14 protein-coding genes and 2 pseudogenes are annotated in these 11,997 nt (G+C 64.2%); 7 read left to right on the forward strand and 9 right to left on the reverse strand.

Going from position 1 to position 11,997, the window contains the following annotated elements; all coding sequences use genetic code 11:
* Positions 1-14 precede the first annotated feature (14 nt).
* Complete coding sequence (gene egtD, locus GLL_RS08500) at positions 15-1,019, forward strand: L-histidine N(alpha)-methyltransferase (RefSeq protein WP_164928823.1); 1,005 nt, start codon at positions 15-17, stop codon at positions 1,017-1,019.
* A 53-nt stretch (positions 1,020-1,072) separates the two neighbouring features.
* Positions 1,073-1,543: a methylmalonic aciduria and homocystinuria type D protein gene (locus GLL_RS08505; protein ID WP_011141638.1), complete on the forward strand. Its 471-nt coding sequence runs from the start codon at positions 1,073-1,075 to the stop codon at positions 1,541-1,543.
* Positions 1,544-1,573: 30 nt separating this feature from the next.
* Here GLL_RS08505 and GLL_RS23200 read toward each other — a convergent pair whose 3' ends face one another.
* The 8 genes and pseudogenes from GLL_RS23200 to GLL_RS08535 all read right to left on the reverse strand — a co-directional run bounded on the left by GLL_RS23200 (position 1,574) and on the right by GLL_RS08535 (position 5,898).
* The gene (locus GLL_RS23200; RefSeq protein WP_231848427.1) at positions 1,574-1,933 is read right to left on the reverse strand and encodes a hypothetical protein; all 360 of its coding nucleotides are present in this window, start codon (positions 1,931-1,933) and stop codon (positions 1,574-1,576) included.
* Positions 1,934-1,961: 28 nt separating this feature from the next.
* A pseudogene (locus tag GLL_RS23660) lies at positions 1,962-2,330 on the reverse strand (GNAT family N-acetyltransferase); the annotation flags it as partial.
* A 43-nt stretch (positions 2,331-2,373) separates the two neighbouring features.
* Entirely contained in the window at positions 2,374-2,772 is a 399-nt protein-coding gene (locus GLL_RS08515; RefSeq protein ID WP_011141640.1) for a RidA family protein, read from the reverse strand.
* Between the two features lie 195 nt (positions 2,773-2,967).
* On the reverse strand, positions 2,968-3,411 hold the full coding sequence (locus GLL_RS08520; protein WP_011141641.1) for a hypothetical protein: 444 nt from the start codon (positions 3,409-3,411) through the stop codon (positions 2,968-2,970).
* A 55-nt stretch (positions 3,412-3,466) separates the two neighbouring features.
* Positions 3,467-3,646: pseudogene (locus GLL_RS23665) on the reverse strand (DUF6573 family protein); the annotation flags it as partial.
* A gap of 17 nt (positions 3,647-3,663) precedes the next feature.
* Positions 3,664-3,978 carry a helix-turn-helix domain-containing protein gene (locus GLL_RS08525; protein ID WP_011141642.1) on the reverse strand — a complete coding sequence of 105 codons (315 nt, stop codon included), beginning with the start codon at positions 3,976-3,978 and terminating at the stop codon, positions 3,664-3,666.
* 475 nt (positions 3,979-4,453) lie between these two features.
* Positions 4,454-5,536: an RIP metalloprotease RseP gene (rseP, locus tag GLL_RS08530; RefSeq protein WP_011141643.1), complete on the reverse strand. Its 1,083-nt coding sequence runs from the start codon at positions 5,534-5,536 to the stop codon at positions 4,454-4,456.
* An 83-nt stretch (positions 5,537-5,619) separates the two neighbouring features.
* Entirely contained in the window at positions 5,620-5,898 is a 279-nt protein-coding gene (locus GLL_RS08535) for a 4a-hydroxytetrahydrobiopterin dehydratase (RefSeq protein ID WP_011141644.1), read from the reverse strand.
* Between the two features lie 105 nt (positions 5,899-6,003).
* Here GLL_RS08535 and glyS point away from each other — a divergent pair, with 105 nt between their 5' ends.
* The 5 genes from glyS to GLL_RS08560 all read left to right on the forward strand — a co-directional run bounded on the left by glyS (position 6,004) and on the right by GLL_RS08560 (position 11,380).
* Positions 6,004-8,178: a glycine--tRNA ligase subunit beta gene (gene glyS, locus GLL_RS08540; RefSeq protein WP_011141645.1), complete on the forward strand. Its 2,175-nt coding sequence runs from the start codon at positions 6,004-6,006 to the stop codon at positions 8,176-8,178.
* Complete coding sequence (locus GLL_RS08545; protein WP_011141646.1) at positions 8,171-8,419, forward strand: 2Fe-2S iron-sulfur cluster-binding protein; 249 nt, start codon at positions 8,171-8,173, stop codon at positions 8,417-8,419. Before glyS ends, GLL_RS08545 begins: the two co-directional genes overlap by 8 nt.
* A gap of 164 nt (positions 8,420-8,583) precedes the next feature.
* Positions 8,584-8,994, forward strand: a complete 411-nt coding sequence (locus tag GLL_RS08550) for a hypothetical protein (protein ID WP_011141647.1) — start codon at positions 8,584-8,586, stop codon at positions 8,992-8,994.
* 62 nt (positions 8,995-9,056) lie between these two features.
* Positions 9,057-10,565: an AAA family ATPase gene (locus GLL_RS08555; RefSeq protein WP_011141648.1), complete on the forward strand. Its 1,509-nt coding sequence runs from the start codon at positions 9,057-9,059 to the stop codon at positions 10,563-10,565.
* Positions 10,566-10,576: 11 nt separating this feature from the next.
* Positions 10,577-11,380, forward strand: coding sequence for a tetratricopeptide repeat protein (locus GLL_RS08560; RefSeq protein ID WP_011141649.1), 804 nt, complete (start codon positions 10,577-10,579; stop codon positions 11,378-11,380).
* Here GLL_RS08560 and GLL_RS08565 read toward each other — a convergent pair.
* Complete coding sequence (locus GLL_RS08565) at positions 11,377-11,997, reverse strand: SAM-dependent methyltransferase (protein WP_164928824.1); 621 nt, start codon at positions 11,995-11,997, stop codon at positions 11,377-11,379. The two genes, GLL_RS08560 and GLL_RS08565, sit on opposite strands and share 4 nt — an antisense overlap.

Genomic DNA, 11,997 nt, shown 5'->3' on the forward strand with positions numbered 1-11,997 from the left:
TTCCAGGAGAAGCCATGTCCCTTTCCCAATCGATGGCCCAGCGAGAGGCGCTCCTGCGCCTGCACGTCGAGCATCTGGCCACAGTGGCGGTAGTGGCCGGTGAGGGGGCCGATGTGGTGGCGGGATTGAGCGCTTCGGCGAAGACCCTGCCGCCGCGCTACTTTTATGACGACGCCGGTTCGGCGCTCTTCGAGCGGATCTGCGGTTTGGAGGAGTACTATCTGACCCGCACCGAGACCGCCATTTTGCGGGAGCGCGCCGCAGCGATAGCCCGAATCACCGGCGAGTGCGAGCTGGTGGAACTCGGCAGCGGCAGCGCCACCAAGGTGCGCCTGTTGCTCGACGCTTACAAAAAAGTGCGTCGGCGGTACCTGCCCATCGACGTGAGCGCCGGCATTCTCGAAAGCAGCGCCCGCGCCCTGCTGATCGACTACCCGGATTTGACGGTGCACGGACTGGTGGGCACCTTCGAGCAGGGGCTGGCCGGTTTGCCCGCGACTTTGCTGGCCAGCCGGATGATCGCTTTTTTGGGCAGCACCCTGGGCAATCTCACCCCGGCGGAGTGCGACGCATTTTTTGGCCGGGTGGGGGCGGCCCTCGCTCCGGGCGAGTATTTTTTGCTGGGGGTAGATCTGCACAAGGACACCGCTACCCTCGAAGCCGCCTATAACGACCGCGAGGGCGTCACCGCCCAGTTCAACCTCAACATGCTGCGCCACCTGAACTGGCGCTACGGTGGCAATTTTAATCTGGATCGCTTTCGGCACCTCGCTTTTTATCACGAGCAGGCGCGGCAGATCGAGATTTATCTCGAGAGCCTCGAAGCTCAGAGCGTCCGGCTCGATCGGTTGGACTTGACCGTACAGCTTGCGTCAGGTGAGGCGATCATGACCGAAATCTCGCGCAAATTTGATTTGGACGTGCTCGCAGCCGAGTTGCAAAGTCACGGACTCGCGGCCATCCAGCGCTACAGCGATCCGGCGCGGCGCTTCGGTTTGTTGCTGTGTCGCCGGTTTTGAATCCCCGAGGCCGATTAAAATAGCCGGAGGCGAATCCTCCACCTTGTACGCTCGTGCAGATTCTCTGGTATCCGGCGGCGGGACTATTCAGAGGCGATTGGCGCGGCCTGCTGCCGGGCTGGCCCGAGCCCCCCAACTCGCTGGCGCTCTTTTTCCAGGACACCGGCGTGGATCTGTGCGATTTTAGCGACGCAGCGGAACAGGCCAAGGATGCAGCGCGCGAGCGCTTTATCGCCGGTGCCCTGGGTCTGGCCCGCACCCTGCACCGGCGCGGCTACCGCGCCACGGTCTTCGACCCGGTCGACGGCCTGCCTGTGGCAACCCGGGAGAGTGACCGGCCCCGCTTCTGGAGTACGGCCAACTGGAGCGACATCCGGGCGGTGCGGACGGTCACCGGGTTTCCGATTGAAGCGGCGGGCGGCTGCCACGTCGTCGTCCATCCCCAGTACGGCCGCCGGGTCTACATCGGCAGCCTGGTCTGCTCGGCGCTCTATATCGAGTTGATGGGTATGGTGAGCGCTTGATGTCCCTCCAACACCAGAACAATCGAGGCTTCACTCGGGCCATTTATTACCATTACCCACGGAAAAGCTCGAACACGACTGGTGTGCTCCCAAATTGTTGGACCGGTTTTTGGGTATAAGACCACGCTTGGCGACCAGACCGTCGACCCATTGATCGATCGTGGCCAGGACCACGGGGCTGAAGTGGTCGAGGCGGTCGAACGGCGTGCACCGGTCGGGAGCGATAAGCCCCAGGTGCTGGGCTTCCGGCACAACGATCACCTCTCGCCGATCGTTGGCTGGAAGCGATCGCTGACGTTCGGCGGCCAGGTCCGTCGGTGTGGAATCGTCCAGCTGCCCGAACAGGAACAGGGTGACCTTCCCCGGTGCGGACGAAGCCGCGGCGCTCATACCACGCGATAAGCTCGTGGCGTAGATTGATGACGGTGATGCGCAAGGCGGGCACACCGGCAGCTCGGGCCTGTCGCTCAACTTCGGCGAGGATCTCGCGCCCCGTTCCCTTGCCCTGCTGTGCTGTGTCCACCGCGATCGACGCCACATACCAGGCACCGTCGTTCTCCGGCGCGATCCTCGCACACGCCGCGATCGGGCCGTCGGCGCTCTGTCGTCCAATCAGACAGCGTCCGGTATCGAGTTCGGCACCGAGCGCGTCCGCGTCGGTCCGTGTGCCCTCCAGAAACTCCCGCTCGTCGGTCCAGCCCGGCTTGTTGCCGGGGGTACGGTAGGAGGCGTTAATCAGCGCGACGAGTTCGGGCACGTCGGACGGGGTGGCGTCGTCGAATAGCACTCTTGTTCGTTGCGCTGTCTATGGGTCGTCCGGGGAGCGGCGGTCAGTCGGCCGATGGGACGCGGGCAATAGCCTTGATCTCGAAGTCGAAGCCAGCCAGCCAGTTGACGCCGACCGCGGTCCAGTTGGGATAGGGCGCTTCGCCGATCGCCTTCAGGCGAACCGCGGCGACGGTCTCGATTTGCGCCTTCGGATCGGTGTGGAAGGTGGTGACGTCCACCACGTCATCGAACGTGCAGCCGGCGGCTTCGAGGATCGCGTTGAGGTTGTCGAACGCGAGCTGCACCTGCTTCTCGAAGTCGGGTTCGGGCGACCCGTCCTCGCGGCTGCCAACCTGCCCCGATACGAACAGCAGGTCGCCAGACCGGATCGCGGGCGAGTAGTTGTTGAGATCGTAGAGCGCCTGACGGCCGGCGGGATAAACCACGTTGCGTTTGGACATTATTGCTCTCCTGTTGGCGGTCGTGCGGATTGTGCGTCGAACAACAATTCGGCGAGGCGCCGCCGGGCGCGGCGGTTCTCGATTTCGCGTTGGGCGTAGAGGCGTTTCGCCTCGGGCATAGGATCGCCCGAGCGCAACAGTTCGCGCAGTTCGCGCTCCCCAATCCACCGCCTGCCCGACCGATCCGCCCGCCCCTCAAAGCCGCAGGTCGGAGCGGAAGGCGTCGAGATCCGTCGCGTCGACGGCCAGGTCGAGGAGTTGTTCGAGGCGTTGGGGTTGCGCGATCACCTGCACTTGCTGGGCGACATCTTCGGCCAGCGAACCGAACTTGCGCGCCAGCACCCGGAGCAGATCGGCACGCCTGGTATCGAGGCGGGCTTCCTGAAGTTGCTCCCGGACGGGTTCCTGGAAGAAGGGGGTTTTCGTGAGGATGTTTTGCATGTTGCTTTTGCTCACAAACTCGGTCAGCAGTCTCGGGTTGGCACGCAGGGCCGCCAAAAGCAGGGTGACACCCAGCAATCCGACGCGCTCCTGGCTCGATTGTACCTGCGCCTCGATGGCATCGGCGGTCTGCTCCAGCAGTCGGGCGACCGGTCCCTCCCTTCCTCGGCACCGGGGGCAGCAGCCCGACCAACTCACTATCCACAATCGGCCTGGGGTCCACCCCGGGCGAGCACGGTGTCTCGGCGGCAAGCTGGGTGATCAGTTCCCAAACGGCAGCGGTGCAAACCATCGGCCACTTGTAGTAACGTCGGCATACCGCCGCCATCTTCCCGTCCATCAGCTCAACAAGCACGCCATCGGCGAGGGCCTCGCCGCGGCTGTAGGTGTGGATCGCTTCGGCGTCCTGCCAAAAATCCTGTGTGCCGCTCATAGCAATTCAAGCAACATTCAGGCGAGGATTTCGACACCCCGGTCTTTGACCAGGTGCAGCAGCTTCAGGGCCGGTCCGCTGGGTTTTTTCTGCCCCACTTCCCATTTCTGAATCGTTGAAGTGCTGGTGTTAAGCGTGGCCGCGAACACTGCCTGGCTCATCCGCGCTGTTTCGCGGATGCTCTTGATCTGCTCAGGCGCTAGCTCTGGGACTGGCGGTAAGCACAAGACATCGAACTTGCGCATCGTGAGCTGGTCGATGGCTTCTGCCTCGTACAGGCCACGGGCCGTTTTATGGACAGCCTCAAGGATCGACGACTTCTTCTTCTTCACACTTCACCTCAATGAGAGTGCCAGACGCTGGCGATACTCGCGGAGCCGCTGCGCCAGCGGATGCCCCGCTGGCTGTACAGCGGCGAAAGTAAGCGCTGCGGCAATGCCCTGTGGGTACAGCGTGGGGTACTTTTGGAGGCCATCAATTTCCAGGGGATAGGGCAAGTTCTGAAGGGGAAACCCCGTTTTCTCTTCGGAAAAGCTCCAAACGACCCGGGGAAGTTCGCCCACTCGACACCGCCTCAGAAAGACCTGAAAACCCAAGCACCGCAGGCACCCCCCGGAAATTGGTGGCCTCCTATTAGGGGCTGTTTATCCTGCTCGGTCACTTTGGGACTTTTCAACGAAAGCACGGCGTTTCAGCCTACGAAAAATCAACGTTTCACCTGTGCCTGACAGCTCAGGGATATTTTCGAGCTTGCACAATCTCTACTGACGGCCCCCTTTCTAGAGAACGCGCGCTTTCACTTAGGCTCTACGGCAGCATCGAACCGCCGTTGCGCAGCAAGGTGAGCGAGTCTTTGAAGATGAGCAGCAGTGCCAGGCCCAACAGGACCACCAGCCCCGTCTGCATCACTTTTTCCTGGATGTTGTTGGGGAGCGGTTTGCCGCCGCGAATCGCCTCGATGAGCAAAAAAGCGAGGTGGCCGCCGTCGAGGGCGGGCAGGGGCAGGATGTTGATCACGGCCAGGTTGACCGAGATGAGCGCCGCCAGGAAGAACAGATTGTTGATGTCGCTCTCGGCCAGGTTGGCGGTCATGGCGACGATGCCCACGGGACCAGCCACCTCGTTGAGGCCCGCCCGCCCGGTAAAGAGCATCCGGAAGTTCTCGACGGTAAGGCCAATGATGCGTCCAAATCCTTCGGAGCCCTGCTGGAAGACTTCGCCCAGGTCGCGGGCGGGGCGACGCTCGACGGTCTGGTTGGGTACCAGGCTCACGCCGATCTTGCCGTTGGCATCAGGGACAATCTGCACAGTGCGCCGCTCTTTGTCGCGCTCGACGGCAAAAGTCAGGGGCCGGCCGGCGTGGGATTCGATGGCCCGGCGCAACTGGTCGACGCCCGCGGTGTTGCCGGCAAGCGCCTTGCCGTCGACGGCAAGCACGACGTCGCCGGCTTTGATCCCGGCCTGGGCGGCGGCGGAGCTGACTTCTTTGGCCACCTGCTGCACGAGGATGCCGGGCTGCTCCTTGGCCTCGGGCACCCCGGCAAAGAAGATCACCCCGACCATGATCATGTAGGCGAAGACGATGTTGGCGATCACCCCGGCGCTGATTACGATCGCCCGATCGAGGATGGGGCGATTCTTGAGCAGGTCCGGGTCGTCGGCGGGGATTTTGCTGTCCGGGTCGTCGTCGGGAAAGCCGACGTAGCCGCCCAGGGGCAGCGCGCGCAGGGCGTACTCGGTCTGGGGTCCCTGGTAGCGCAGCAGCACCGGGCCGAAGCCGATCGAGAAGCGGTTGACGTGGATGCCCTGCAGCCGGGCGGCCAGAAAATGTCCGAGTTCGTGGACCACAATTAAGACGCCCAGGACCAGAATCGCCGCCAGGACAAACATGCACGCTCCTTCGAATTTAAAGGACGGTATTTAGCCCATTGTGACTTAAAAACCCAGGGGCCGGGGATCGCCGCCGTCCGCGTCTAGAGGGCCGCCGCCATCTCGAGGTCTTTGGAGGTCACTCCGCCTGCGTCGTGGGTGCTCAGCACCAGCCGCACACGGTTGTAGTGGATATGAATGTCCGGGTGGTGTCCGGCGGTCTCGGCCCGCTCGGCCACTTTGTTCACGAAGGCGATCGCCTGCACAAAATCGTCGAAGCGAAAGACCCGCTCGATGGCGGTTGCCCCGTCCGCTTCGCTCAATTGCCAGTCTGCAATCGGCTTGAGGGCCGTCTCGATTTCTTCGGGAGTCATCTTGTTCATTGCCGCGCGCTCCTTGCCTGGGTTTCATCATAGGCCCGCTTGCCGCACCGGCAAGTGGGCCTGCAAACCCCCTAAGGTACACTGGGAAGGCTTTCGAGAACAGGCATGGCCACGTTTCTGCTTGAAATCGGCACCGAGGAATTGCCCGCGAGCTTTGTGCCCGGCGCCCTGGCCCAACTGGAGGCGCGGGTGCGTTCCGCTTTGGCGGAAGCGCAGATCACAGCGGAAACATTGAAGTTATTTGGTACCCCCCGGCGACTGGCGGTGCTCGCCGAGGGGTTGCCCGAGCGCCAGCCCGACCGCGAAGAAGAACTCAAAGGCCCCCCCGCCCGGGTAGCCTTCGATGCCGGGGGCCGCCCCACTGCGCAGGCGGAAGGTTTCGCGCGCAAAGCCGGCGTGGCGGTGGGCGAGCTGAGCGTGCGCGCCACCGAGAAGGGTGAAGTCGTCTTCGCCGTGCGCCGCATCGAGGGCCGACCGGTGACCCAGCTGCTCGCCGAGCAGATCCCCGAGTGGATAACCGGCCTCGAAGGGCCGCGGCTGATGCGGTGGGCCGACGGCGACTTGCGCTTCAGCCGCCCGATTCGCTGGCTGGTGGCCCTGGTGGATAGTGAAGTGCTGCCGGTGGAAATGGCCGGGGTGAGCGCGGGGCGCACCAGCCGCGGCCACCGGGTGCTCCATCCCGAACCGATCGAACTGGCCACCGCCGCCGACTACCCGGCGGCCCTCACAGCGGCCTTTGTGCTCGCCGACCCCGAGGTGCGGCGCGAGCGCATCCGCACCGGCATCGCGGCGGTGGCGGAGCAACTGGGGGCGGAGGCGGCGGTACCGGCGGCCCTGCTGGAGGAAGTCAATTTTCTGGTGGAGTGGCCGACGGCGGTGGCGGGGCAGTTCGAGAGCGAATTTTTGAGCCTGCCCGCTCCGGTGATCAAAACCGAGATGATCACCCACCAGCGCTACTTTCCCCTGCACCAACCGGGCGATCCCGAAGCCTTGATTCCCCGCTTCATCACCGTGAGCAACGGCGACCCGCGCTACAGCGAACTGATTGCCCGGGGCAACGGCCGGGTGATCCGCGCCCGCCTCGCCGACGGCCGCTTCTTCTTTGAAGAGGACCGCAAACAGCCTTTGGAGAAGTTCCTCGGTAAACTGCAATCGGTCACCTTTCAGGAGAGCCTCGGTTCGGTGGCCGAGCGCGTCGAGCGCCTCGAAGCGATCGCCCTCTGGCTGTGCGGGCATCTGGGCCTGGGGGGCGAGCAGACCCGGCTGGTGGCGCGCACCGCCCACCTGTGCAAAGCGGACCTGGCCACCCAGATGGTCTACGAATTTCCCGAACTGCAGGGACTGGTGGGGCGCGACTACGCCCGCCTCGACGGCGAGGAGCCGCTGGTCTGTGCAGGCATCGCCGAGCACTACCAGCCGCGCAACGTCGAGGACGACCTGCCTGCGAGCCTGACCGGACAGGTAGTCGGGATCGCCGATCGCCTGGAGACGCTGGTGGGCATCTTCGGCCTGGGGATGCTCCCGAGCGGCTCCTCCGACCCGTTCGCCCTGCGCCGCGCCGCCCTCACGGTGGTGCGCATCGGCTGGGACACCGACTTTGAGCTGGATCTCGTGGAAGCCCTCGGCTTCACCGTTGAACTATTCGTCTCCCGACAACTGCTCAAGCAACCCGCCGATACCCTCCTCGAGCAGCTGTGCGACTGGTTCGCCCAGAGGCTCTACGGCCTGCTCGTCGAGCGCGACGGCCTCGATTACGATCTGGTGCTCGCCGTGCTGGGAGCCGTGGATACCGGCTACACCCGCCGCGCCCTGGCCAACCTGCGCGCCCTGAAGTTGCGGCTCGACACGCTGGTGGCCGCCCGCAAAAGCGGGCTGCTTGCGCAGATTTACGAGACTGCCGTGCGCGTCGCCCGCCTGGCGGGTAAGGCCGGGATTGGCGATCTCACCCTCGAACACTTCGATGCGCAGCTGGTGGCCGACCCGGCAGAAGCAGCGCTGCGCGAGGCGGTCCAAAAGTTTGCCGCCACCGCCGAGGCCGCCGAGGCCCAAGAGGATTATCCCGCCCTGCTGGGTGCCCTCGGTGAACTCGCCCCCCAGGTCAGCTGCTTTTTTGATGCCGTGATGGTGATGGTGCCCGACGAAACCTTGCGCACCAACCGCCTGCGGCTGCTCGCGGTCATCGACAACAACGCTCGCCGCTGCTTTGATGTCACCCAGGTCGTCATGGCCGGCGGCCAGAGCGATAATGATCCCATTCACCCCAAGGTGCGCCATGGCTGAGCAATCCCCGATCCGGGTGCACTTTCTGCCCGATAACCTGAGTGTGACCGCCCAGAGCGGCGAACTGTTGCTCGAATGTGCCGAGCGCGCCGGCGTGCGCATTCCGACCGGTTGCCTGATGGGATCGTGCCATGCTTGCGAAGTCGAAATCGACGGCCAGGGTCCAGTGTGCTCCTGCATCACCCCCGTGCGGGGCAGCGGCGAAATCACTGTACAACTCTATAGCGATCCGCTCTGGTAAATTCGATCTGGGCGCACCCGCACCGGGTACGACTTTGAGAAAAGGCCAGGCGGCCACGACCGTTTTTTCGCAAAATAGTAGCGATTTATACCAGAGCTGAAGGACTTTCCTCTATCCTAAAGAGCAGGCTGGACCGCCGACCTGTTCCCTAATTGTGAGGATGCATGGCTCGCAAGCGCAACCGCTCGTTGAACCGCGTTGAAATCGATTGCCCTTCCTGTGGAGAGCGCCTCTGGCGCGGCTGTGGTCAGAAGCATCACCTCTTTTCGAGCAGCGCCGAGCAGACCCGCGAACTGACGGGCATCACCCGCAAGAAGGCCGTGCTGTTGCACACCGACATCACCACCTGGGTCGACCGCAGCCGCTGGATCGAAGCGTTTTTCTGCCCCGATCACGGGCAGGTGTGGATCATCTGCACCCGCGGCGACGACGGGCAGGTCACCGGCGAGGTGGCGCCGAGCCGGTTGTGGTTGCAGACGACCGGTACGATCGACCCAAGCAAGCCCAATCCGTCGGTGAGCGAGTTTACCTACCGCATGAGCCGTCGAAGCACCGTGCAGACCCACCGCGAATAGCTTGCTCCCGGCGATAAGCAGGCCAACAATGGGAAGAAAGCGTATCCCACCTTGCCCGCGCCATGGACTTTGCCGCCGAACTGGACTTGCTGATTCGCGCCCGCTACCCGCTGCTGTATATTGTCTCGACCGAAGAAGAGCGCGCCGAGCAGGCGATTGCCCGGGCGAGCGGCCGGACCGTCTACTGCTGGGACTTTGTGGAAGGCTACCAGCACGAGGGCGTCGATGCCGGTTTTGCCCGTTCCAATCCGCTGGCGGCCCTCGAATTTGTCGAGAAAGTGCGGCCCGATGCCCAGGCGGTCTTCGTGCTGCGCGATTTTCACCGCTTTCTCGAAGACATCGCCATCGGCCGCAAATTGCGCAATCTGGCCCGCCGCCTGCGCGCCCAGCCCAAGACGGTGATCTTCTTGGCGCCGCGCCTTGTGGTTCCGGCGGATCTGGCCGAGGAGGTGACGGTGCTCGAATTTCCGCTGCCCACCGGCAAAGAAATCGACCGCGAAATCGAGCTGCTGCTGGGTAGCCGGGCGCCCGTCCAGGGGTTTCAGCGCGAGGAGCTGGTCAAGGCCTGTCAGGGGCTCTCCCTCAACCGGGTGCGCCAGGTGGTGGGCAAAGCGATTGCCCGCTCGGGTTCGCTCGACAGTTCGGACCTCGAACTGATTCTCGAAGAGAAAAAACAAAAAATTCGCCAGACCCAGATTCTGGAGTTCTACCCGGCCACCGAGTCGATCACCGACATCGGCGGCCTCGACCAGCTCAAAGAATGGCTGATGCGGCGCGGGGCGGCCTTCAGCGATCAGGCCCGCCGCTACGGGCTGCCGCACCCGCGCGGATTGCTGTTGGTCGGGGTGCAGGGCACCGGCAAATCGCTCACCGCCCGGGCGATCGCCCACCACTGGCATCTGCCCCTGCTCAGGCTCGATGTCGGGCGCCTTTTTGCGGGCCTGGTGGGCGAGTCGGAGGCGCGCACCCGCCAGATGATCCAGCTGGCCGAGGCCCTCGCCCCGTGTGTGCTCTTTGCCGATGAAATCGACAAAACCTTCGGCAATCCCACCGGCGGCGATGCCGGGACGGCCAGCCGCGTGTTTGCGACGTTTCTCACCTGGATGGCCGAGAAGACCTCGCCGGTCTTTGTGGTGGCCACCGCCAACGACGTGCATCGCCTGCCGCCGGAACTGCTGCGCAAGGGCCGCTTCGACGAGGTGTTCTTCGTCAATCTGCCTTCGCAGGCCGAGCGCCAGGAAATCTTTCAGGTGCACCTGGGCAAGCTGCGGCCCCACAATCTGCGCGCCTACGACATCGACCGCCTCGCCTACGAGACGCCGGATTTTAGTGGGGCTGAAATCGAGCAGATCATCGTCGAAGCAATGCACACGGGTTTTTCGCAAAGCCGCGACTTTACCACCGACGATATCCTGCAGGCGATCACCCAGATCGTGCCCCTGGCGCGCACCGCCCAGGAGCAGATCGAAGCGCTCCAGCAGTGGGCCGCCGCCGGTAAGGCGCGCATGGCTTCCCGCCAACCGGGGATTCTCAATTCACTGCAGCGTCGGTTAGAGTCATCTGAGGAGTAGTTACACTACCCATGGGGCTCAAAGCGCTCATCGACGCCGAATACCACCTCGATCGCGCCTACGCCCGGGTGCGCCGGGGCGACTGGCGCGCGGCGGCGGCCGAGTACGAGTCCGCCCACCGCTGTGACCCCGAGAGTATCGAAGCCCTGGTCAACCTGGGGATCGCCTGTTTGCACCTGGATGAACCGGAACGGGCCGCTGCCTATTTTAGCGAGGCATTGAGTCTCGAACCGACCCACCCGCTGGCCCTCTACAACCGCAGCCTGGCGCGGGTGCGCAGCGGCGATCGCGAGGGAGCGCTCGCCGATCTGGATGGAGCCATCGCCGCCAGAGCCGATTTTGCTGCCGCCTACGGCAATCGCGGGGCGCTGCACGCCGGGGCGGGTCGCCTTGAGGCGGCGCTCGCCGATTACGATCGGGCCATTCGCCTCTCTCCAAAGCGCGCCGAATTCTGGAGCAACCGCGCCGCCGCACACTCGGCCTGCGCTCGCCCGCAGCAGGCCATTGCCGATGCCAGTTTTGCCGTGCGCTGCGATCCGCGCTTTGCCCCGGCCCGTTACAACCGCGGCGAAGCGCGCTCGGCTCTGGGCGACCCGGCCGGGGCCGCCGCCGATTTTACCGCCGCTATCGCCCTCGACTCCGCCTACGCAAGCGCTTACCTGGGTCGGGCGCGTTGCCGCCTGGCGATGGGCGAAGCGGCGGGCCGCTCCGACGCGGTGACGGCGGCGAAGCTGTTTGCCGCGCTCGGTGAGGAGGCGTTTGCCCAGGTGGCCCTGGCCCTTATCGAAGAACTGCCGCCCGCTTCGATGGCCTAGCGCAAGTTTTCCGGGACTTTCTCGGGGATCACCCAGTAGTAGACGGTCGAATCTTTGACCTTGAGCACACGGTCGGGTTTCCAGGAGCCCATGTCGAAGGCGTGGGAGACGACGCGGGTGCCGGGCTTGAGCTGACTAAAAAGCCGCGGACGGAGCTTGACGTTGAGATCCGGCAGCAAATAGAGCGTTACGACGGTCGCTTCGCTGAGGTCGGTCTCGAAGAGATCTTGTTCGAGAAAACGCACCTGGTTGGTGACCCCGGCTTTACGGGCGTTCTCATTGGCTTCGACGATGCGCGCCGGGTTGATGTCGATGCCGATGCCGCGCGCGCCGTACTGCTTGGCGGCGGTGACCACGATGCGCCCGTCGCCGCTGCCGAGGTCGTAGATCACATCGTCCTTGCCGACTTTGGCGACTGTGAGCATCTGGTCGACCACCTCCTGGGGGGTGGGCACGTAGACCACGTCGGGATCGCGCTTGGGGGATTTGACTTCGGTCTTGACCTGGGTGCCGGCCTCGGGGGCGGCAGTCTGGGCCAGCGAAACGGTGCTCGCGGTGCCTAGGGCGGCGAGGGCCGCCACGGCACCCAGCAGGGCGACTTTGGATCGAAGCTGCAT

Source organism: Gloeobacter violaceus PCC 7421, assembly GCF_000011385.1.
In the GTDB taxonomy this organism is placed as follows: domain Bacteria; phylum Cyanobacteriota; class Cyanobacteriia; order Gloeobacterales; family Gloeobacteraceae; genus Gloeobacter; species Gloeobacter violaceus.